We start from the raw sequence: 20,432 nt of genomic DNA, 5'->3' as shown, positions 1-20,432 counted from the left end.
GAAACGTCCTGATAATAGATCAAACGCGAACTATTCGCAATCAGCTTGGTGCAATAACGTGCCATGGATCAAAGCCACAGACAAAAAAAGCCCGGACAAGCCGGGCTTTGAAGGGATCCTGGAACTCGCTGTTCGGGAGGATCCAAGGAGACAACTGGTAGGAGCTGGATCATCCCCCGGTCTGACCGAGAAGGGGATGCTCAAACCTGAGAGCTCAGCGCTTGCGTGGCACAGCCGACTTGGCAGCGTCTGCGGCAGACGCTGCCACGGCGTTGAAGTTGGCTTCAGCAGCGTCAGAGGCTTGCTTGACAGCCTTTTGCACGGATTCGTAGGCGTTGTTGGCAGCAGACACGGCGCTCTTCATCACGGCCACAGCGGTTTCGGAACCGGCGGGGGCGTTCTTGGTCGCAGTTTCGACCAGGTCGGTCAGGTTCTTTTGTGCTTCAACCGCCTTGGATTCGAAGGCCTTGCCGAACTCAGAGCCTGTGCCCGAGGCGATGTCATAGAGGTGGCGGCTGTACGCGGCTGCCTTTTCTGCCAAGGGCTGGAACAGGCCGGCCTGCAGAGCCAGGAGTTCTTGGGCGTCTTTGACGTTGAGCATGGCTTGGCTGTGGTTGGCAGCTTCGGTCAGTGCAGCACGCGAAGCCGTCACGTTCAGCTCGACCAGCTTTTCCACACCTTCAAACGCCTTGCTGGTCAAACCAAACAGGGTTTCGATGTTGGCTTTGTGGGCGGCCAGAATTTGTTCAGCGGTCAGCGTCATGTCATTTCTCCAAAAATAGATGGCCAAGGGCCAAAAAGTCACAGACATCTGCGCTGACCATGCTTGAAAATCATGTTGCAGTGCAGCATGAGAGGGATTCTAGGTGCTGTCTCGACAAATGCAAGCAGTTTTTGAAGTTTATGACCCAATAAGGCGCAGTTGACTGGAAAACAAAGACCCCGTGGCTTGCCCCTTGGCGCACTGCTGCGCGCAGCAGTGGGCTGGCACAATAAATGGCGTTGACCTGCACTGGCGCCACCGGGCCACTGCGGCAGGTTGGGCTGTAGCGCCTGCGCTGGCCTGGGGCTTCGGCTACAGACTGCGCCAGGTGCGCAGAGCAGCGCACCTGGTGCGCGCCGCTCCCTCCATGGTCTTTATGGCTTTCATGGCGTTTTGCGGCCTTTCTTCTCAATTTCCAGGGAGATCTATATCCATGAAAGCTTTTCGTTGGCTGGCGTTGGCCGTGCTTGGGGCTACACCGGCACTGGCACTGGCTGCTGATCTGGACGGCGCCTCACTGGCCTTGTGGTGGGGGGCACCGTTTGCAGGCATCTTGTTGTCGATTGCACTGTTGCCGCTGCTGGCACCGATTTTCTGGCACCACCACTACGGCAAGGTCGCTGCGGCCTGGGGACTGGCGTTTTTGCTGCCTTTTGCCGTTGTGTTTGGCACGGGGGCGGCAGGCGTCAATTTGGTGCATGCGCTGCTGGCCGAGTACCTGCCTTTTGTGATCTTGCTCACCGCCTTGTTCACGGTGGCCGGGGGCATTTACATCCGTGGCAACCTGCACGGCAGCCCGGGGTTGAACACGGCCATTCTGGCCATCGGGGCGGTGCTGGCCAGCTTCATGGGCACCACGGGCGCCTCCATGCTGCTGATACGGCCTCTGATCCGCGCCAACGACAACCGTGCCCATAAGGCGCATGTGGTGGTGTTTTTTATCTTCATCGTCTCCAATGCGGGCGGTTCGCTCACGCCGCTGGGTGATCCGCCCTTGTTCCTCGGGTTTTTGAAGGGCGTGGACTTTTTCTGGACAGTACGCCACATCTTTCCGGAAACGCTGTTTCTGGTGGGCACTTTGCTGGCGCTGTTTTACGTCCTGGACAGCTGGTTTTTCCGCAAGGCAGGCGAGGTGCAGCGCCCAGACCCCACGCCTGACACGTGCGGCTTCGGCTTTGAGGGCCAGGTCAACTTTGCCTTGTTGGCTGTGGTGGTTGGGCTGGTGCTGCTCAGTGGCTTCTGGAAGTCGCCCGTAGCGTTCCATATCGCGGGCACCGAAGTGGGCCTGCCGGGCATCGTGCGCGATGTGGGGCTGGTGGTGGTGACACTGCTGTCGCTGTGGCTCACGCCCAAAGCCGTGCATGAGAACAACCAGTTTGGCTGGGCCCCCATGCAGGAGGTGGCCAAGCTGTTTGCGGGCATTTTTCTCACCATCATCCCGGTGATTGCCATGCTCAAGGCGGGCACCAACGGCCCGTTTGGCGCCATCGTCCATGCCGTGACCCGGCCCGATGGTTCGCCCGACCCGGCGATGTATTTCTGGGCCACGGGCCTGCTGTCATCGTTTCTGGACAATGCACCTACCTACCTGGTGTTCTTCAACACCGCTGGGGGCGACCCGGCCACGCTCATGGCCCAGCTGGCGCCGACGCTGGCCGCCATCTCGGCGGGGGCCGTGTTCATGGGGGCGAACACCTACATCGGCAATGCGCCCAACCTGATGGTCAAGGCCATCGCCGAAGACCGTGGCGTGAAAATGCCCAGCTTCTTTGGTTACATGCTCTGGTCGGGCGCCATTCTGGTGCCGCTGTTCGGGGTGATGACGTGGATCTGGCTGCTGTGACGCTCGCACCCGCCATGAGAGAAAGCACTTTGATGACCGCACGCCCCCGCATTCTTATCACCCGGGCTATTTTTCCTGAGGTGGTGCAGCGCTTGTCCGAGCACTTTGACGTCGAGGCTAACCAGGCCGACGCCATCTGGACTCCTGCCGAGCTGGCTGCGCGCCTGGCCGACAAAGACGGCGCCTTCACCACCGGCAGCCAGCGCATTGATGCTGCACTGCTGGCCGCTTGCCCGCGCCTGCGCATCGTGGCCAACATGGCCGTGGGCTACAACAACTTTGATGTGGAGGCGCTGACCCGTGCTGGCGTGCAAGGCACCAACACGCCCGATGTGCTGACCGAAACCACGGCCGATTTCGGCTTTGCACTGCTCATGGCCACCGCGCGGCGCATGGCCGAGGCCGAGCACTACCTGCGTGCCGGGCAGTGGACCACCTGGCGCTATGACCTGTTGGCGGGCGCCGACATCCACGCCAGCACACTGGGAATTTTGGGCATGGGCCGCATCGGCCAGGGCATTGCGCGGCGCGGCGCGCACGGCTTTGGCATGAACGTCATCTACCACAACCGCACGCGCCTGAATGCTGCCACCGAGGCCCAGTGTCGCGCCCGCTACGTCAGTAAAGACGAATTGCTGCGCAGCGCCGACCACCTGGTGCTGGTGCTGCCTTACACGGCAGAGGCACACCACACCATCGGTGCGCCCGAGCTGGCGCAGATGAAGCCCAGCGCCACGCTGGTCAACATTGCGCGCGGCGGCATCGTTGATGACGCGGCACTGGCAGAGGCGCTGCGCCAGCGGCGCATTGCCGCCGCCGGGCTGGACGTGTTCGAGGGCGAGCCGCAGGTGCATCCGGCCCTGCTGGACTTGCCCAACGTGGTGCTCACACCGCACATTGCCAGCGCCACCGTGCCCACGCGCCGCGCCATGGCCGATTTGGCCGCCGACAACCTGATCGCCTTTTTGGGCGGGCGCGGGGCACTGACGCCGGTCAACACCCCCGACGCGGCGCCAGCGCACCAGCGTAGCAGCGCCAACCGGTTGTAAAAATAGAAGCAAATTGGCATTTGTCGCCCGCCAGATAAGCGCTTATAGCTATCAAAATAATAGTAAATCACAGACAATGCAAACAGAACTTGTGCTGGCCGCGTTGGCCGTCGTCGTGGTGTTGCAGGCGGTGCTGCTGGTGCGGCGCCCGCGCGTCGATTTGCCGCCCGAATGGCCACAGCGCTTGCAGGCGCTGGAGCAACTGGCCCAGGCCACGCAACTGGCCATGGCCAAGAACGACGGTGCCTTCAACGGCCTGGCCCAGCAGCTGCGCGGCTTTACCCAGCACACCAACACCACGCTCGAAACCCTGCGCCACGCGGTCGATGCCCAGCTGGCCCAGGCTGTGGCCGAATCGCGCAGTGGCCGCACGGAGCAGCAGACCATCGTCGCCTCGCTGGCGAGCGAAACCGTGCAGGCACGCACCGCCATGGCCGAGAGCGCGGCGCTGTTCGAGCAGCGCATCCAGGAGCGCTTTGAGGCGTTGACGGCGGCCACGCGCCAGACGCTGGACTCGCTCAAATCCGACATCCAGGGGCAGCTGGGCGTGATGTCCACCGCGCTGAAAGACCAGCTCGAAGGCAACGGTGGGCAAATCAAGAACCAGTTTGCCGTGCTGCAAGACGCCGTCTCGCAGCAACTCACCGGCATGGCGCAGGGCCACCAGCACAGCGCCGAGCAGTTGCGCAGCGCGCTCAACGAGCGCCTGGCCGCCATCCAGCAAGACAACGCCACCAAGCTTGAAGCAATGCGCCGCACCGTGGACGAAAAGCTCCACGCCACGCTGGAGCAGCGCCTGGGCGAATCGTTCAAGCTGGTGTCTGAGCGGCTGGAGCAAGTCCACAAGGGCCTGGGCGAGATGCAGACCCTGGCCGGCAGCGTCGGTGACCTCAAACGCGTGATGACCAACGTGCGCTCGCGCGGCACCTGGGGCGAGATGCAGCTGGGGGCCATCATCGACAACGTGCTCACGCCCGACCAGTTCGCCAAAAACGTGAAAACCGTGCCGGGCAGCGATGAGCTGGTGGAATTTGCCATCCGCCTGCCGGGCCGCAGCGATGAGCACCCGGTGTGGCTGCCCATTGACGCCAAATACCCCGTAGAGCAGCACCAGCGGCTGATGGACGCGCAGGACACGGCGGACAAGCTGGCCATCGCATCGGCGGGCAATGCTTTCGAGACTTCCATCAAGCTGGAGGCGAAAAAGATTTTCAGCAAATACGTCTCGCCGCCGCACACCACCGACTTTGCCGTGCTGTATTTGCCCACCGAGGGCTTGTTCGCTGAAGTGATGCGCCGCCCGGGGCTGGTGGAGTTCATCCAGACCGATTGCCGCGTGATGGTGACGGGCCCGGCCAACCTGGCGGCCATGCTCAACAGCCTGCAAATGGGCTTCAAGACGCTGGCGATTGAAAAGCGCTCGTCCGAGGTCTGGCACCTGCTGGGCATGGTCAAGACGGAGTTTGCCAAGTTTGGCGACGCGGTCGATGCCACCAAAAAATCCATCGATGCTGCCGCCAAGAAGTTTGACGAGGTGGGCGTGCGCACCCGCGCCATCCAGCGCAAGCTGCGCGATGTGCAGGCGCTGCCCGCACCCGAAGGCAGCGCTGCGGCGCTGGCCGAAGATATTGAATAAAAACTGGCTCTGGCGCCCGCTGGAAGGGCGCAAGCAGCTATCAAATCAATAGTGTTTGGCGGTGTGGCGCCGGGCTGTTACGCCACCCGCCGCACGCTGGCGCCTGGGGCGGGTGAATGGGCAGCGTTGCCCGATCAAGCGGGCAGTTGGTAAAAGCGCTGGATGTGCTGCCATGCCTGCACCGGGTCATCGGTGTAGTGGAACAAGTCCAGGTCTTGGGCGCTGATGGTGCCTTCTTGCACCAGCACGTCAAAGTTGATGAGGTGCTTCCAGTATTCGCTGCCAAACAGGATGATGGGCACGGGCTTGGCCTTGCCGGTTTGCACCAGGGTGAGCACCTCGAACAGCTCATCGAGCGTGCCAAAGCCGCCGGGGAAGGCCACCAGCGCCTTGGCCCGGATCATGAAGTGCATTTTGCGCAGCGCAAAGTAGTGGAACTTGAAGTTCAGCGTGGGCGTGATGAAGCGGTTGCCGCTTTGTTCGTGCGGCAGCAGGATGTTCAGCCCGATGCTGGGCGCACCCACATCGTGGGCGCCCCGGTTGGCCGCTTCCATGATGCCGGGGCCGCCGCCGGTGCAGATGTAGATGCGCTGGTCGGGCGTCTGCTGGTTGCTGTATTCGGCCACCAGGCGGGCAAACTGGCGTGCCTGGGCGTAGTAGCCAGCGTTGCGCACGGCGCGCTCGGCCAGGGCGATGTGCTCGGGGTGGCCGCCCGCCTGGGCGCTGGCCAGTTGCGCTGCGGCCTCGTCGGGCGCCACAAAGCGGGCGCTGCCATAGACCACCACGGTGTTTTCTATGCCTTGCTCGGCCTGGCCCAGATCGGGCTTGAGCATTTCGAGCTGGAAGCGGATGCCACGGGTTTCGCGCCGGAAGAGAAATTCGGGGTCGGCAAAGGCCAGCCGGTGGGCGTCTGCGTGCAGCGGGTTGCCGTTGGTGGCGTGCAGGTGCAGCTCGGCCCAGGCATCGGCCAGGCGGCGTTCGTTGAGTTGGGTAGTGGCATCCATGGGGTGCAGGAGAGTCTCAAGAAAGGTTTGACTGAAAATGGCTTTCAGGCCGCGTCTATCGGGCGCAGTAAGCTATGAAAAGTGTAGTGCTTTTGATGCCCAGCACCGTCATCAGCAATGAGCCCGGCAGGTGCAGCGTGCTCCAGCCCAGCGCCAGCAGGTAGCGCTCTTGCTGTAGCAGGGCGACTACTTCGGCGGAGAAGCTGGAAAAGGTGGTGAGCGCGCCCAGAAAGCCAGTGACCAGGGCCAGCCGCCACGCCGGGTCGAGTTGCGGCAGCGCCTGGAAGGCGGCCACGCACACGCCCACCAGGTAGCCGCCCACCAGATTGGCCGCCAGCGTGCCCCAGGGCAGGGCGGCCCCGGCACTGAGCCACAGGCCCAGGCGCCAGCGCGCCAGCGCGCCCAGGCTGGCGCCGATGCAAATGCTGGCGATGGCGGTCAGGGACATGGCGGCAATGCGCTGCGGCGTGCGCCGCTGGCGGGTGGTGTAGGGGTGCTTGGTACCAACGGCACACCCTGGTGGCCCGCAGAGAAAATCAGGTCAAAAGCGCCTGCAAGGCTTGTGTGGCGGGCGCGAGCAGCTATGGTTTCAGGAGTCACGAACATCCGACGGCGTGATCCGGCTCAGGCTGGGAGGGATGCCGGGGCGCCGTGCCTGGCGGGCCCGGAACAGCCCGGCGCGCATGAGAAAGATGGTGGTGATGGGTACGGTGATGGCGATGAAGGCGGCAATCAGCAGCAGGTGTGCGGCCAGGCTGCCGCCGCGCAGTGAAAAGTACAGCAGCGCCGCATACATGGTGCACCAGCAGCCCAGCGTGGCAATCATGGCGGGGGCATGCACGCGTTCAAAGAAGCTGGGCAGGCGCAGCAAACCCACCGAACCCAGCAGGGCGATGGCTGCGCCGCACAGCACCAGCGCGGCGATGGTGATTTCAGCCCACAGCGGCAGCACGGAGGCGCTCATTCGATCACCTCGCCGCGCAGCAAAAACTTGGCCATGGCCACCGAGCCGACAAAGCCCAGGATGGCCATGAGCAGGGCGGCTTCAAAGTAGTGTGTGCTGTCGTAGAGCAGGCCCAGCACCAGCATCACCAGCATGGCGTTGAGGTACATGCAGTCCAGGGCCAGCACGCGGTCTTGCGCGGTGGGGCCGCGCAGCAGGCGCACCAGGGTGCAGCCCATGGCCAGCACCAGCATGAGCAGGGCCAGCGGCAAGGCCCACGACAGGATGGGAGAGGTCATGACTCAAAAATCTCCATGAGCGGGCGCTCGTAGCGCTGTTTGATGTCGGCGGCAATGGCGGCGGCGTCTTCGACTTCGAGCACATGCAGCAGCAGCATGCTGCGGTCCAGCGACAGCTCGGCCCAGGCGGTGCCGGGGGTGATGCAGACGATGGTGGCCAGCACGGCCAGCGCGTTGGGGTCGCGCACATCCAGGGGCACATGGACAAAGTCGGGGGGGTAGCGACGCCGGTGCGGCAGCAGCAACAAGCGCATCACCCCGAAGTTGGAGCGCATGCTGTCCACGCACACCGTGAGCATCAGGCGCACGATGGTGCCGGGCTTGCGCACCCGCACGGGCAGGGGGCGCAGGCCTGCGGTCAGCAAGGGGATGGCAATGGCCAGGCAGGTGGCCAGCAGCACATGGCCCAGGCTGGCGCTGCGGTTGAGCAGCAGCCACAAACCAAACAGCGCCAGCGACAGCAGGGGCGAGGGCAGGATGCGCTTCATGGGGCCTTCTCCTCGGGGGCGGCTGGCGCTGCCGGGGTGGCCGGGTCGCCGGGCTGCACGGGAGCCTCTGGTGGTTTGGGCACGGGCAGGGCCGACATCACGGCGCGCACGTAGGTGCCGGGCGAGTGCAGGGCGTCTGCAGTGGCCTGGGTGTAGCGCATCACTGGCCCGGCGGCCACGGCCAGCGCGGCGCAGGACAGCAGCAATGCGGCAATGGGCAGGCCCTCGATCAGGCGCAGTTGCGGGGCAGGGCGGTCGTGGGCGGCCCAGAAGTGGCGTATGCCAGCGCGCGTCAGGGCCACCAGCGCCAGCAGCCCCGAGGCAATCAGCAGGGCCACAAAAGTCCAGCCGCTCACGCCCGGCTGGTGTCCGGCAGAGGCGCCTATGCCCAGCGGGTTGAGCACGGCGGTGAGCATGGCGAACTTGCCGACAAAGCTGGCCAGCGGTGGCAACCCGGCCACCATCAGCGTGCAGGCCAGAAAGGCCAGGCCCATGAAGGCGGCGGCGGCCGGAATCACGCGGCCTACCAGCACCTCTTCGTCCTCGTCCAGGTTCAGGCCCTTGGAGGGCATCAGCTCGGCGTTGAGGAAAGGGGCCTCGTCGGCGTGGGGCTCGTAGGGCATGGTGCCGCTGCCTTCGCTGCGCCAGCGGTCGATCAGGTCGCACAGCAGAAACAGCGCGCTGACGGCCAGCGTCGAGCCGGGCAGGTAGTACAGCAGGCCCCCGGTGACCAGGTTGTGGCCAAATCCCATGGCCGCCAGCAAGGTGCCCGACGACAGCACGGCGGCGTAACCGGCCAGGTGCCCCAGGCGCTGCGAGCCCAGCATGCCGATGGCGCCAAAGGCCATGGTCAGCAGGCCACCGCTGACCAGCCACAGGCTGCCAAACAGTGCCGAGGCACCTGATTCGGTGCCAAACAGCAGCGTCCACAGCCGCAAGATGGCGTAGATGCCCACCTTGGTCATGATGGCAAACAGCGCGCCCACCGGGGCGGTGGCGGCGCTGTAGGCAGGCACCAGCCAGAAGTTCAGCGGCCAGGCGGCGGCCTTGATCAGAAAGGCCGTGGCCAGCACACCGGCAGCAGCGTGCAGCAGGCCGCGATCGCTGTCGGCAATCTGGGCCATGCTGCGTGCCAGATCGGCCATGTTCAGGGTGCCAGTGATGCCGTAGAGCATGGACACACCAATCAGGAACAGCGATGAGGCCGCCAGGTTGATGGCGATGTAGTGCAGCCCGGATTTGACCCGCGCCCGTCCCGAGCCGTGCAGCAGCAACCCATACGAGGCGGCCAGCATGATCTCAAAGAACACGAACAGGTTGAACAGGTCGGCCGTGAGAAAAGCCCCGGCCAGGCCCATGAGCTGGAACTGGAACAGCGGGTGGTAATGCACGCCCGCACGGTGCCAGCGCGCCGAGGCAAACAGCGCTGATGCCAGGCCCACCATGCTGGTCAGCACCAGCATCAGCGCAGACAGCCTGTCCAGCGCCAGCACGATGCCGAAGGGGGCGGGCCAGTTGCCGGGCAGGTAGGCGCCCAGGGTGGTGGGCAGGCCCTGCTGATCGGTCCAGGCCAGCAAGGCAATGGCCACCACCAGGCCGAGCAAGGTGGAGCCGACATTGAGTGTGAGCTTGAGGCGCTGCTGCTCTTCGCGCAGCAGCAGCATCAGCGCGGCCGTCAGCAGTGGCAGCACGATGGGCGCCAGCATGAGGTGCGGCATGCTGGCCTGGGCCAGGGACAACAGGGGCGCCGTCATGCGTTCTCCTGGCCTTGGCTGGGCTCACTGCCGTCCACATGGTCGGTGCCCGACAGGCCCTGAGATGCCAGCAAAACGACCAGGAACAAGGCTGTCATGGCAAAGCCGATGACGATGGCAGTGAGTACCAGCGCCTGCGGCAGTGGGTCGGCGTAATGCGCCAGGTCTTGCACTACGCCGGGGCGTAGCACGGGCTCCATGCCGGTGGACAGGCCCAGTCGCCCCATACTGAAGATAAACAGGTTGACGGCGTAGGACAGCAAAGACAGGCCCATGATGATCTGGAAGGTGCGTGGGCGCAGCAGCAGCCACACCCCCGATCCGGTCAGCACACCGATGGCCAGCGCCAGGGTAGTCTCCATCACTGCTCTCCTGGTCGGTTGGCCGCGTCTTCGGCCACGCGGGCATGGAAACGGTGGCTGCGCACCGACTGGTGCGCAATGGAGGTCAATATCACCAGCGTGGCTCCTACAACGAGCGTGAAAACGCCCAGGTCAAAAAACAGCGCACTGGCAATGTGCATCTCGCCCAGCAGCGGCACGTTCAGGTGTGCGGTGTGCGTGGTCATGAACGGGTAGCCCCAGTACAGGGAGGCCAGCCCCGTGGCCAGTGCGCACAGCAGGCCAGTGGCAATCCAGCGCCGGGGGGTCAGGGGCATGTGGGCTTCGACCCACTGCGTGCCCGAGACGATGTATTGCAGCAGCAGCGCCACGGAAAACACCAGTCCTGCAACAAAGCCGCCACCGGGCTCGTTGTGCCCGCGCATGAACAGGTGGATAGCCACCAGAATGGCAAAGGGCAGCAGCAGCCGCACCAGCACGGCGGGCACCATCAGGTAGCCCACAGCGGTGTCGGCGGCTTGGCGTGGGTTGATCAGGTCGGTGACCAGGTCAGCGGGCAGAGCGCGCTGCTGGGCAGGCAGATCCATGGTTTCGCGGGCAGGGCGAAAGCGCCGCAGCAGGGCATAGACCGTGAGCGCGACGATACCCAGCACCACAATTTCGCCAAAGGTGTCAAAACCCCGGAAGTCCACCAGCATGACGTTGACCACGTTGGTGCCGCCACCTTCTGTGAGGGCGTTTTCCAGAAAAAAGGTGGAAGTGCTCTCCGGAAAAGGTCGGCTGAGCATGGCCAGTGCCAGGGCCGCCATGCCACCGCCAGCAGCCACCGACAGCAGCAGATCGCGCAGGCGCCGTGCGCGTGCGCGCAGTTCTTCGGCAGCCGGTGGGCGCAGATCGGGCTCGCGCTTGGGCAGCCAGCGCAGGCCCAGCAAGATCAGTACAGTGGTGACAATTTCGACCATCAGCTGTGTGAGGGCCAGATCGGGTGCTGAGAACAGCAAGAAGGTGATGCTGGTACACAGCCCTGCGCCGCCCATCAGCGTGAGGGCTGCCAGCCGGTGGTATTTGGCTTGCCAGGCTGCTGCCACGGCGCAAGTCATGCCCGTAGCCCACAAGCCGATGAAGGTGGCAGAAACAGGTAAGGCGGTGCGGTTGCCGATGTGCAGCCCTCGGGTCCACAGCGGAATGGTGGCCGCTGCCAGTGCGGCGCACACCAGCCAGAGCATTTGCCACTGCAAGCGCTGTGTGCCCAGCCAGCGTCGGCCTACACGGGCGGCCAGGCTGATGTTGGCCAGCAGGCTTTCAAAGATGCGCTGGCCGTCGAGGTGCTGCAAGCCCGGTGCATCACTGAGGTGTCCACGGGCGCGTTGCCAGCGCAGTGCCAGGTACACCGCTGCGCCGCCCAGCAGAGCAGCCAGGCTCATGAGAAAAGGGGTGTTGAGACCGTGCCAGACCGCCAGGCTGAAAGCGGGCAGTTCGCCACCCACCACGGGTAAGGCAGCTGCGTTGAGGTATTTGCCGACAGACCACGCCGGCAGCATGCCCACCACCAGACAAGCCAGCACCAGCAGCTCTACCGGAACGCGCATCCAGTGCGGGGGCTCGTGCGGTGTCAGCGGCAGGTCGGTGGCGGCAGGGCCCCAGAACACATCAATGGTGAAGCGCAGCGAGTAGGCCACGCTGAACATACCCGCTACCGTCGCTGCAATCGGCAAGATGTTGTTGATGAGCGGGCTGCCGTCCAGAAAAACGGTTTCGGCAAAAAACATTTCCTTGGACAAAAAACCGTTGAGCAGCGGCACGCCGGCCATGGCTGCCGCCGCCACCGTAGCCAGCGTGGCCGTGACCGGCATCATGGTGCGCAGGCCCGACAGGCGCCGGATGTCGCGCGTGCCGCTTTCGTGGTCGATGATGCCCACCGCCATGAACAGCGATGCCTTGAATGTCGCGTGGTTCAGGATGTGGAACACCGCCGCCACGGCGGCCAGCGGGCTGTTCAGGCCCAGCAGCAAGGTGATCAAGCCCAGGTGCGAGATGGTCGAATACGCCAGTAGCCCCTTGAGGTCGTTCTGGAACATGGCGATGTAGGCGCCCAGCAGCAGCGTGCAGGCACCCGCACCCCCCACCAACCAAAACCATTCATCCGTGCCACTGAGCACGGGCCACAGGCGCGCCAGCAAAAACACCCCGGCCTTGACCATGGTGGCCGAGTGCAGATAGGCAGACACCGGCGTGGGCGCTGCCATGGCATGCGGCAGCCAGAAATGGAAAGGAAACTGTGCGCTTTTGGTCAGCGCGCCCAGCAGCACCAACACCAACGCCACCAGGTACAGCGGGTGGTCGCGCACCAGCTGGCCTGCAGCCAACACATGGTCCAGGTCGTAGCTGCCCACGATATGGCCCAACACCAGCATGCCCGCCAGCATGCACAGTCCGCCGGTGCCTGTCACGGTCAGCGCCATGCGTGCGCCGCGCCGTGCATCCTTGCGGTGGTGCCAGTAGCCAATCAACAGGAAAGAGAACAGGCTGGTCAGCTCCCAGAACAGTGCCAGCTGAATGAGATTGCCCGAGAGCACCACGCCCACCATGGCGCCCATGAAGGCGAGAAAAAAAGCAAAAAAACGGGGCACCGGGTCAGCGGCAGACAGGTAGTACCGGGCGTACAAAACCACCAGCGCACCAATGCCCAGCACCAGCATGCAGAACATCCAGGCGAACCCATCCATGCGCAGCACCAGATTCAAACCCAGGGCGGGCAGCCACTGGATTTCTTCACGCAGCACGCCGCCCTCAGCGATTTGCGGAAAATACAGCGCGGTTTGCACACAGCACCACAGTGCGACCAAGCCCGCCAGGGTGGACTCGGTATTGCGGGCATTGGAGGGCAGCAGGGCTGCCATGACGCTGGCGATGAAGGGGAGTAGGACGAGGAGTGTCAGGGACATGCGGCGGTAATTTTACGGGCAGGTTTTTTGCACTCTGGTGCGGCGGGATTTACCCTGTAGGCAGGGCGATGCCTGTGCTACGGGCTGAAAAAAACCCGCCGCAGCGGGTTGGCGGGCCAGCCAGGCGTTAGCGCAGCAGGTTATTTTTTGGCACCACTGGCTGCTGCCATGGGGGCAACGGCAGGGGCCATGGGGACGTCTTTTTTGGCGGTTGCCGCTGCCTCTTTGGCATTGGCCGCAGGGCGTACTTCGGGGGCTTTTTTGGCTGGTGCGCCGCTGTAGGCGCTGCCATTGATGGTCAGACCGCTGGCAGAAAAGCGGGCTGCTGAAGTTTCACCAATGCCACTGACGCGGCCAATCAGATCGTTCCAGTCTTTGAAGGATCCTTTTTTGCGCTCTTCCAGGATTTTTCCTGAGATGGCAGGGCCGATGCCCTTGATGCCATCGAGTTCGGCTGCCGTAGCCTTGTTGACATCCACTGCGGCAAAGGCAGCCGCAGCGTACAGCATGGCAATCAGCATCAGCAATTTTTTCAGCATGTTCATAGCTCCAGGGGGGGAAGTGAGGCGCGGCGCCAGTGCCGCCGAAGCATCATAACGTTCACCCTGGGCCGCTCCGTTGCGGCTGTTTTGCTGCGCGGCGCTGACTGGAGCATCAGAGTTCTTCGATGCGGCGCGCAGGGTAGCTGTCCCAGGTCTGGCACCCTGGGCATTGCCAGAAATGCTGGCGCGCCTCAAAACCACAGGCAGCGCAGCGGTAGCGGGTCAGGGGCTGGGCGGCGTGGTCCAGGGCACGTTGTACCTGGGGCTGGAACTGTGGGTGCTCCAGCGCCTCGCCAGCAATCCATTTGGCAGCAGCCACCAGCGAGGGTTCCTTTTTCAGATGGTGGGCATACCACATCCGACCTTGGAGGGGGGCACTGCCTGCCAATGGCTCGAGGGCTACGATACTGTCCAGAACATCCAGTGAGGGGGCATTTTCATAGTGTTGGCACAGGAAATGCAGTACCTGCCGCTCCTGTCCGGCGGCCTGGGCGGCTTGCGCCAGCAGCGCTGCTGCCAGAGGCAGGGCATGGGGCGTTTCACTGCCCATGGCCGTGAGGGTGGCGACCGCTTCAGGGGCTTGGCCCAGGCGCAGTTGCAGCTTGGCCAGTTCAATGCGGGGGCGGGGTGCTTGCGCCGCAGTTTGCAGTGCCTGCTGCAAGCGCTGGGTGGCACCGTCCCAATCCTGTTCTGCTATTTGGGTTTGCGCTTGTTCACACAGGTAGTGCGCCTGCCGGGTACTGAAATCACCTTGCTGGGATTGCTGCATTTTTTGTGCGATGGCGGTTGCCAGGGGCCAGTCGCGTGAGCGCTCATGGATGGCCAGCAGCGCCAGGCGTGCCTGGCTCTCAAAAGCAGTTCCTTCCAGGCGTTGCAAGGCCGCTTCCGCGCGGTCCAGCAAACCTGCTTTCAGAAAGTCCAGTGCCAGGGCGTGTTGCGCACGATCGCGGTCTTTGTCGCTCAAGTCGCCGCGCGACAAAAGGTGCTCATGGACGCGCACGGCCCGGTCGTATTCACCCCTGCGGCGAAACAGGTTGCCCAGGGCAAAGTGCAGTTCCGAGGTGTCGGGGTCGCTTTGCACTGCTTCGATAAAGGCGTCAATGGCCTGGTCTTGCTGCTCGTTGAGCAGGAAGTTCAGGCCCTTGAAATAGGCCTGGGGCACACGGCGGTTTTCAGCGCGCAGCTGGCGCAGATCGAACCGCGATGCCAGCCAACCCAGCATGAAGGCCAGGGGCAAGCCCAGCAGTATCCAGCCAATATCAAATTCCATGGGATGGGGGGGCAGCTTCTGTGCCAGAAGGGGTTCCCGGAGCCGGTGTGGGTGGGGTTGCATGTGCCGTGCGGCGCGCTGCGCTGCGGTGCATCCACCAACGCGGCACCATGCCCAGTACACCCACGGCTACGCCCACGGCAAAAGCCGACAACACCACCAGCACCAGCGGAGCACGCCATTGCGTGCCAAAGAAGAAATGCACGGTGGCGTCTTGCTGGTTATTCAGGGCAAAAGCAAACAGGGTAAAAAAAATGGCTGCCTTGAGCAGCCACAGAAGGTATTTCATGCATCCCCTTTATGACGCGGAGATTTTAGTGTCGCCGCACTGGGGATGGCGTATGTTGGCCCGTGGTCGTCAGTCGGCAGATGCCGTCGTGGCACGGTAGGTGGCATCGGTCGTGCGGTGATCGACGGCCTCACGCAAAGCTTTGCCGGGCTTGAAGTGGGGGACCCGCTTGGAGGGAATGGCAACGGCCTCACCGCTGCGCGGATTGCGACCCATCCGGGGAGGGCGGGTGTTGGCAGAGAAACTGCCAAAACCACGAATTTCGATACGGTTCCCGCGAACCAGGGCTTCGCTCACGGCATCCAGAATGGTTTTGACAGCGTGTTCTGCATCACGGTGCGTGATGTGACCAAAGCGGGCCGCAAGCTCTTCAACGAGGTCTGATCGGGTCATGGATTCCTGCAAGGGCATGAACTGGGTTCTGATGGACATATGGGCCGGGTGGGCACTTGCGCACCCACCCGGCCCATATTCAACCGAACAAGGCGTTACTTACTTGTCGGAGTTGTCCAGCTTGGCGCGCAGCAGGGCGCCCAGGCTGGTGGTGCCGGCGCTTTCGCGGCTGGCTTGTTGGCTCAGGCTGGCCATGGCGCCTTGTTCGTCGGCCATGTCCTTTTGCTTGATCGACAACTGGATGTTGCGGGTCTTGCGATCCACATTGACCACCACGGCAGTGACTTCGTCGCCTTCCTTGAGCACGTTGCGGGCATCTTCCACGCGGTCGCGGGAGATTTCCGAAGCACGCAGGTAACCGATGATGTCTTCACCCAGATCGATTTCAGCGCCACGGGCGTCCACGGTCTTGACCTTGCCGGTCACGGTCTGGCCCTTGTCGTTCACGGTCACGAAGGTGGTGAACGGGTCGCCGTCGAGCTGCTTGATGCCCAGGGAGATGCGTTCGCGATCCACGTCCACGGCCAGCACGATGGCTTCGACTTCCTGGCCCTTCTTGTAATTGCGGACAGCGGCTTCGCCCGCTTCGTTCCACGACAGGTCAGACAAGTGCACCAGGCCGTCGATACCAGCAGCCAGACCCACGAACACGCCGAAGTCGGTGATCGACTTGATCGGGCCCTTGACGCGGTCGCCGCGCTTGGTGTTTTGTGCGAATTCTTGCCAAGGGTTGGCCTTGCACTGCTTCATGCCCAGGCTGATGCGGCGCTTGTCTTCGTCGATTTCGAGAACCATGACTTCGACTTCGTCGCCCAGCGTGACCAGTTTGGAAGGAGCGATGTTCTTGTTCGTCCAGTCCATTTCGGAAACGTGCACCAGGCCTTCGATACCGGGTTCGAGTTCAACAAACGCGCCGTAGTCGGCGATGTTGGTGATCTTGCCGAACAGGCGGGTGCTTTGTGGGTAGCGGCGCGACACGCCCATCCATGGATCGTCACCCATTTGCTTGAGACCCAGAGAGACACGGTTTTTCTCGGTGTCGAACTTGAGGATCTTGGCGGTGATTTCCTGGCCGGCAGTGACCACTTCGGAGGGGTGACGGACACGGCGCCATGCCATGTCGGTGATGTGCAGCAGGCCGTCGATGCCGCCCAGGTCCACGAACGCACCGTATTCGGTGATGTTCTTGACCACGCCTTGAACGATGGAGCCTTCCTTCAGGGTTTCCATCAGCTTGGCGCGCTCTTCGCCCATGGAGGCTTCCACCACAGCGCGGCGGCTCAGCACCACGTTGTTGCGCTTGCGATCCAGCTTGATGACCTTGAATTCCATGGTCTTGTTTTCGTACGGCGTCAGATCCTTGATCGGACGGGTATCGATCAGCGAACCGGGCAGGAATGCGCGGATGCCGTTGACCAGAACGGTCAGGCCGCCCTTGACCTTGCCGCTGGTGGTGCCGGTGACGAATTCGCCGGATTCCAGGGCCTTTTCCAGGGCCAGCCAGGAGGCCAGGCGCTTGGCGGTGTCACGCGACAGGATGGTGTCGCCGTAACCGTTTTCGATCGAGCCGATGGCCACGGAGACGAAATCGCCCACTTGAACTTCGACTTCGCCCTGATCGTTTTTGAATTCTTCCAGCGGTACGTAGGCTTCAGACTTGAGGCCAGCGTTCACGACGACGAAGCTGTGTTCCACGCGCACGACTTCGGCGGTGATGACCTCGCCAGGGCGCATTTCGGTACGCTGCAGGGATTCTTCAAAAAGGGCGGCAAAAGATTCTGACATGTGTTTCCTTGCCACTGACAGGTTTACTGCGGCACGATGGCGCAGTTTCAAAGGCTGTCGGTGGTGGTTTGCTGTGCGGCGGTGCCGCAGGTTAAGTGACAAGAACCACACTGTCTGTGCGCAGGCGCGCGGTGGGAGGCAGTGTGGGCCGGTGGGGTTTAGCGCCCCGTTTTCAGCTCTGCACCCCGGGGGTGAAAGGCTGTTGTTGCTGCCACCATTCAAACACTTGGCCCACGGTTTGATCTGCCGTGAGCTGTGTGCTGTCCAGTGCCAGCGCATCTTGTGCGGCCTGCAAGGGAGCTGTGCTGCGGGACATATCCCGTGCGTCGCGCGCCTCAAGGTCTGCAAGAAGGTCGGCAATGTTAGCCGAAATGCCTTTGGACAGCAACTGCGCATGCCGCCTGTGGGCGCGCTGCGCTGCGCTGGCCGTGAGAAACACCTTCAGTGGTGCGTCCGGAAAAATCACGGTGCCCATGTCCCGGCCATCGGCGACCAGGCCGGGCAGGCGGCGAAAGCTGTGTTGCAGCGCCACCAGTGCGGTGCGTACCGCTGGCAGCACCGATACGCTGGAGGCGTCCATGCCCGCTTGTTCGGTGCGAATGGCTTCGGTCACGTCTTCGCTGGCCAGCAGCACCCGGTCGCCTTCGAAACGAATGGCCAGCTGTTGCGCCAGGTCGGCAATGGCCGCTTCGGCACTGGCATCCAGCGGCAGGCCAGCACGCCGCGCAGCCAGTGCCACGATGCGGTAGAGCGCGCCCGAATCGAGCAGGTGGTAGCCCAGTTGCTGCGCCACCCGGGCGGCCACCGTGCCTTTGCCCGAGGCCGTGGGGCCATCAAGGCAGATGACGGGGATTTGCTCTGCGCGCACCACCGAAAACAGCGCTTCAAAGTAATCCGGGAAGGTTTTGGCCACGCACTGCGGGTCTTCGATGCGCACTGGCAGGCCCGCCGGGTTGAATGCTGCCAGCGAAAAACACATGGCCACGCGGTGGTCATCGTAGGTGTGGATACTGGCAGCCTTCCAGTTAGCTACAGAGGCTGGTGGTGCCACGCGGATGAAATCGGCGCCTTCTTCCACGGTAGCGCCGAGTTTGCGCAGCTCGGTGGCCATGGCGGCGATGCGGTCGGTTTCCTTGACGCGCCAGCTGGCAATGTTGCGCAGCACGGTGGTACCTTGGGCGTACAGCGCCATCACCGCCAGCGTCATGGCGGCGTCGGGGATGTGGTTGCAGTCGAGGTCAATGGCCTTCAGGGGCCACTGGCCGCGTTCAATCTGTAGCCAGTTGGGGCCGCCGGTGATGTGCGCGCCCATGGCACGGGCCGCATCCACAAAGCGGATATCGCCCTGGATCGAATCCAGCCCCACGCCCAGAATTTTGATGCCATTTTGGCCTTCAGCGCCCGCTGCAATTGCGCCAGCAGCTATGAAATAGCTAGCAGAAGAGGCGTCTGCTTCAACGTGGATGTCGCCGGGCGACTGATAGCGGCTGCCCGCCGGAATGGTGAAGCGTTGCCACTGGTCGTGCGCCACGCAGATGCCAAAGCGCTCCAGCAGTTGCAAGGTGATGTGGATATAGGGCTTGGAGATCAGTTCGCCCACCACTTCGATGACCACATCCTGCTCAGTGGCTGCCAGCGGCAGGGCCATGAGCAAGGCGGTGAGAAACTGGCTGGAGACATCGCCACGCACACGGATCGGTTGCCCCAGTTGCAGCGGCGGCACGCCCGTGGCGTGGGCGATGCGCAGCGGCGGGTAGCCATCTTGACCCAGGTAGTCGATCTGGCAGCCCAGCTGGCGCAGGGCGTCCACCAGGTCGCCAATCGGGCGCTCGTGCATGCGCGCGATGCCGCTGAGCGTGAACTCGCCGCCCAGCAGTGCCAGCGCGGCTGTCAGCGGGCGCATGGCCGTGCCGGCATTGCCCAGAAACAGTGCTGCGGGCGACTGCGGTGTGCGCCCGCCCAGGCCGGTAATGCGCGCTTGCGTGCCTTCTTCTTCGACGCCGCAGCCCAAGGCTTTGAGTGCGTCCAGCATGACGCGGGTGTCGTCCGAGGCCAGCAGGTCGTGGACGGTGGTGGTGCCGTGGCTCAGGGCGGCCAGTAGCAGCACGCGGTTGGAGATGCTCTTGGAGCCGGGCAGGCGCACGCTGCCAGCAGCGCCGCTCAAGGCGGGAATATCGAGAAACGGTGTGCTGAACATTCAGCGGCCTTTGCTGGTGCGTTGTGCGCCCATGCGCCAGTGGGTGCGGGTTTCGCTGGCCAGGGTGAGCATGTCTTCGAGGGCTTGTGGATCGTCGCTGCGCACCAGGTGCTCCAGGCGCTGCAAAGCCTGTTGGAACAGCTGCGATTGGGTCAGGAGTTCTTCACGGTTGGCCAGAAAGATATCGCGCCAGATTTTGGGCTCGCCACCGGCAATGCGGGTGAAATCCCGAAACCCCGGGCCAGCCAAAGACAAGAACGTATCGGCCTGCGATTGGCCCGCCAGGCCATTGATGAAGGCGAAAGCCAGCAGGTGGGGCAAGTGGCTGATGGCGGCAAATGCCTCATCGTGGGATTCTGGCGACATGCTGGAGACGCGGCAGCCCAGTGCAGTCCAGACTTCTTCGGCTTTTTTCAGCTGCGCCGTGAGTGTGCGCTCAATGGGCGTGAGAATGACCTGGCGGCCACTGTACAAGTCCGCCTCGGCGTGTTCGACGCCCGAAACCTCGCGGCCCGTGATGGGGTGGGCCGGAACGAACGATCCAACCTGATCGCGCAGCGCACGCCGCGCCGCCTGCACCACATCGGTTTTGGTGGAACCCACATCCATGACCAGCATATTGGGCGTGACCAAATGTTTGATGGCTTTGAGCGTGGCTTCGGTGGCCGATACAGGCACGGCCAGCAGCACGATGTCGGCGCCCGCTACTGCCAGCAGGGCCGAAGGGGCCTCGACGTCAATCACACCCATCTGGCGGGCGCGGTCGGTGGTGGAAGGAGATTTGCTGTAGCCCACCACGCGCTGTACCAGGCCAGCGCGCTTGAGCGCCAGCGCAAACGAGCCGCCCATCAGGCCGCAGCCAATCAGGCCGAGTTGTTCAAACATGCGGTT

19 protein-coding genes are annotated in these 20,432 nt (G+C 63.4%); 3 read left to right on the top strand and 16 right to left on the bottom strand.

All coding sequences use genetic code 11. From position 1 onward, the window contains the following. Positions 1-214 precede the first annotated feature (214 nt). Positions 215-763, bottom strand: coding sequence for a phasin family protein (locus EV674_RS11965; RefSeq protein ID WP_119013528.1), 549 nt, complete (start codon positions 761-763; stop codon positions 215-217). A gap of 433 nt (positions 764-1,196) precedes the next feature. Here EV674_RS11965 and EV674_RS11960 point away from each other — a divergent pair, with 433 nt between their 5' ends. From EV674_RS11960 to EV674_RS11950, 3 genes are all read left to right on the top strand, one after another. Then, positions 1,197-2,606, top strand: a complete 1,410-nt coding sequence (locus tag EV674_RS11960) for a sodium:proton antiporter (protein WP_119013527.1) — start codon at positions 1,197-1,199, stop codon at positions 2,604-2,606. 32 nt (positions 2,607-2,638) lie between these two features. Continuing rightward, the gene (locus tag EV674_RS11955) at positions 2,639-3,655 is read left to right on the top strand and encodes a 2-hydroxyacid dehydrogenase (RefSeq protein WP_119013526.1); all 1,017 of its coding nucleotides are present in this window, start codon (positions 2,639-2,641) and stop codon (positions 3,653-3,655) included. 76 nt (positions 3,656-3,731) lie between these two features. Further along, the gene (locus EV674_RS11950) at positions 3,732-5,291 is read left to right on the top strand and encodes a DNA recombination protein RmuC (protein ID WP_119013525.1); all 1,560 of its coding nucleotides are present in this window, start codon (positions 3,732-3,734) and stop codon (positions 5,289-5,291) included. A 134-nt stretch (positions 5,292-5,425) separates the two neighbouring features. Here the strand turns inward: EV674_RS11950 and EV674_RS11945 are convergent, their stop codons facing one another. From EV674_RS11945 to EV674_RS11875, 15 genes are all read right to left on the bottom strand, one after another. Next, positions 5,426-6,295, bottom strand: coding sequence for an LOG family protein (locus EV674_RS11945; RefSeq protein WP_119013524.1), 870 nt, complete (start codon positions 6,293-6,295; stop codon positions 5,426-5,428). 55 nt (positions 6,296-6,350) lie between these two features. After that, positions 6,351-6,743, bottom strand: coding sequence for a fluoride efflux transporter CrcB (crcB, locus tag EV674_RS11940; protein WP_374761682.1), 393 nt, complete (start codon positions 6,741-6,743; stop codon positions 6,351-6,353). A gap of 141 nt (positions 6,744-6,884) precedes the next feature. Then, the gene (mnhG, locus tag EV674_RS11935) at positions 6,885-7,259 is read right to left on the bottom strand and encodes a monovalent cation/H(+) antiporter subunit G (protein WP_119013523.1); all 375 of its coding nucleotides are present in this window, start codon (positions 7,257-7,259) and stop codon (positions 6,885-6,887) included. Beyond that, positions 7,256-7,537, bottom strand: coding sequence for a K+/H+ antiporter subunit F (locus EV674_RS11930; protein WP_119013522.1), 282 nt, complete (start codon positions 7,535-7,537; stop codon positions 7,256-7,258). Before EV674_RS11930 ends, mnhG begins: the two co-directional genes overlap by 4 nt. Then, positions 7,534-8,025, bottom strand: a complete 492-nt coding sequence (locus tag EV674_RS11925; RefSeq protein WP_119013521.1) for a Na+/H+ antiporter subunit E — start codon at positions 8,023-8,025, stop codon at positions 7,534-7,536. Before EV674_RS11925 ends, EV674_RS11930 begins: the two co-directional genes overlap by 4 nt. Continuing rightward, entirely contained in the window at positions 8,022-9,779 is a 1,758-nt protein-coding gene (locus tag EV674_RS11920) for a monovalent cation/H+ antiporter subunit D (RefSeq protein ID WP_241524949.1), read from the bottom strand. The genes EV674_RS11925 and EV674_RS11920 overlap by 4 nt, the downstream gene beginning before the upstream one ends. Next, the gene (locus tag EV674_RS11915) at positions 9,776-10,141 is read right to left on the bottom strand and encodes a Na+/H+ antiporter subunit C (RefSeq protein ID WP_119013520.1); all 366 of its coding nucleotides are present in this window, start codon (positions 10,139-10,141) and stop codon (positions 9,776-9,778) included. Before EV674_RS11915 ends, EV674_RS11920 begins: the two co-directional genes overlap by 4 nt. Then, the gene (locus EV674_RS11910; RefSeq protein WP_119013519.1) at positions 10,141-13,065 is read right to left on the bottom strand and encodes a monovalent cation/H+ antiporter subunit A; all 2,925 of its coding nucleotides are present in this window, start codon (positions 13,063-13,065) and stop codon (positions 10,141-10,143) included. The genes EV674_RS11915 and EV674_RS11910 overlap by 1 nt, the downstream gene beginning before the upstream one ends. A 140-nt stretch (positions 13,066-13,205) precedes the next feature. Then, positions 13,206-13,604, bottom strand: coding sequence for a ComEA family DNA-binding protein (locus tag EV674_RS11905; protein WP_119013545.1), 399 nt, complete (start codon positions 13,602-13,604; stop codon positions 13,206-13,208). Positions 13,605-13,719: 115 nt separating this feature from the next. After that, complete coding sequence (lapB, locus tag EV674_RS11900) at positions 13,720-14,877, bottom strand: lipopolysaccharide assembly protein LapB (protein WP_119013518.1); 1,158 nt, start codon at positions 14,875-14,877, stop codon at positions 13,720-13,722. Beyond that, positions 14,867-15,166, bottom strand: a complete 300-nt coding sequence (locus tag EV674_RS11895; protein WP_119013517.1) for a LapA family protein — start codon at positions 15,164-15,166, stop codon at positions 14,867-14,869. Before EV674_RS11895 ends, lapB begins: the two co-directional genes overlap by 11 nt. Positions 15,167-15,235: 69 nt before the next feature. Beyond that, positions 15,236-15,559, bottom strand: a complete 324-nt coding sequence (locus tag EV674_RS11890) for an integration host factor subunit beta (protein WP_119013544.1) — start codon at positions 15,557-15,559, stop codon at positions 15,236-15,238. 99 nt (positions 15,560-15,658) lie between these two features. Beyond that, complete coding sequence (gene rpsA / locus EV674_RS11885) at positions 15,659-17,344, bottom strand: 30S ribosomal protein S1 (RefSeq protein ID WP_119013516.1); 1,686 nt, start codon at positions 17,342-17,344, stop codon at positions 15,659-15,661. Positions 17,345-17,516: 172 nt separating this feature from the next. Then, positions 17,517-19,541 carry a bifunctional 3-phosphoshikimate 1-carboxyvinyltransferase/cytidylate kinase gene (locus EV674_RS11880; RefSeq protein ID WP_119013515.1) on the bottom strand — a complete coding sequence of 675 codons (2,025 nt, stop codon included), beginning with the start codon at positions 19,539-19,541 and terminating at the stop codon, positions 17,517-17,519. Then, positions 19,542-20,426: a prephenate dehydrogenase gene (locus EV674_RS11875; RefSeq protein ID WP_119013514.1), complete on the bottom strand. Its 885-nt coding sequence runs from the start codon at positions 20,424-20,426 to the stop codon at positions 19,542-19,544. Positions 20,427-20,432: the final 6 nt, after the last annotated feature.

This window comes from Simplicispira metamorpha (assembly GCF_004341365.1).
Lineage (GTDB): Bacteria > Pseudomonadota > Gammaproteobacteria > Burkholderiales > Burkholderiaceae_C > Simplicispira > Simplicispira metamorpha.
Note: the sequence above shows the minus strand (reverse complement) of the source record. Positions and strands in the feature narration are given on the sequence as shown.

What these genes read in the sequence shown, in the direction of transcription:
- EV674_RS11965 (WP_119013528.1), bottom strand. Translation starts at nt 763, where the DNA reads ATGACGCTGACCGCTGAACAAATTCTGGCCGCCCACAAAGCCAACATC.
- EV674_RS11960 (WP_119013527.1), top strand. Translation starts at nt 1,197, where the DNA reads ATGAAAGCTTTTCGTTGGCTGGCGTTGGCCGTGCTTGGGGCTACACCG.
- EV674_RS11955 (WP_119013526.1), top strand. Translation starts at nt 2,639, where the DNA reads ATGACCGCACGCCCCCGCATTCTTATCACCCGGGCTATTTTTCCTGAG.
- EV674_RS11950 (WP_119013525.1), top strand. Translation starts at nt 3,732, where the DNA reads ATGCAAACAGAACTTGTGCTGGCCGCGTTGGCCGTCGTCGTGGTGTTG.
- EV674_RS11945 (WP_119013524.1), bottom strand. Translation starts at nt 6,295, where the DNA reads ATGGATGCCACTACCCAACTCAACGAACGCCGCCTGGCCGATGCCTGG.
- crcB (WP_374761682.1), bottom strand. Translation starts at nt 6,743, where the DNA reads ATGTCCCTGACCGCCATCGCCAGCATTTGCATCGGCGCCAGCCTGGGC.
- mnhG (WP_119013523.1), bottom strand. Translation starts at nt 7,259, where the DNA reads ATGAGCGCCTCCGTGCTGCCGCTGTGGGCTGAAATCACCATCGCCGCG.
- EV674_RS11930 (WP_119013522.1), bottom strand. Translation starts at nt 7,537, where the DNA reads ATGACCTCTCCCATCCTGTCGTGGGCCTTGCCGCTGGCCCTGCTCATG.
- EV674_RS11925 (WP_119013521.1), bottom strand. Translation starts at nt 8,025, where the DNA reads ATGAAGCGCATCCTGCCCTCGCCCCTGCTGTCGCTGGCGCTGTTTGGT.
- EV674_RS11920 (WP_241524949.1), bottom strand. Translation starts at nt 9,779, where the DNA reads ATGACGGCGCCCCTGTTGTCCCTGGCCCAGGCCAGCATGCCGCACCTC.
- EV674_RS11915 (WP_119013520.1), bottom strand. Translation starts at nt 10,141, where the DNA reads ATGGAGACTACCCTGGCGCTGGCCATCGGTGTGCTGACCGGATCGGGG.
- EV674_RS11910 (WP_119013519.1), bottom strand. Translation starts at nt 13,065, where the DNA reads ATGTCCCTGACACTCCTCGTCCTACTCCCCTTCATCGCCAGCGTCATG.
- EV674_RS11905 (WP_119013545.1), bottom strand. Translation starts at nt 13,604, where the DNA reads ATGCTGAAAAAATTGCTGATGCTGATTGCCATGCTGTACGCTGCGGCT.
- lapB (WP_119013518.1), bottom strand. Translation starts at nt 14,877, where the DNA reads ATGGAATTTGATATTGGCTGGATACTGCTGGGCTTGCCCCTGGCCTTC.
- EV674_RS11895 (WP_119013517.1), bottom strand. Translation starts at nt 15,166, where the DNA reads ATGAAATACCTTCTGTGGCTGCTCAAGGCAGCCATTTTTTTTACCCTG.
- EV674_RS11890 (WP_119013544.1), bottom strand. Translation starts at nt 15,559, where the DNA reads ATGACCCGATCAGACCTCGTTGAAGAGCTTGCGGCCCGCTTTGGTCAC.
- rpsA (WP_119013516.1), bottom strand. Translation starts at nt 17,344, where the DNA reads ATGTCAGAATCTTTTGCCGCCCTTTTTGAAGAATCCCTGCAGCGTACC.
- EV674_RS11880 (WP_119013515.1), bottom strand. Translation starts at nt 19,541, where the DNA reads ATGTTCAGCACACCGTTTCTCGATATTCCCGCCTTGAGCGGCGCTGCT.
- EV674_RS11875 (WP_119013514.1), bottom strand. Translation starts at nt 20,426, where the DNA reads ATGTTTGAACAACTCGGCCTGATTGGCTGCGGCCTGATGGGCGGCTCG.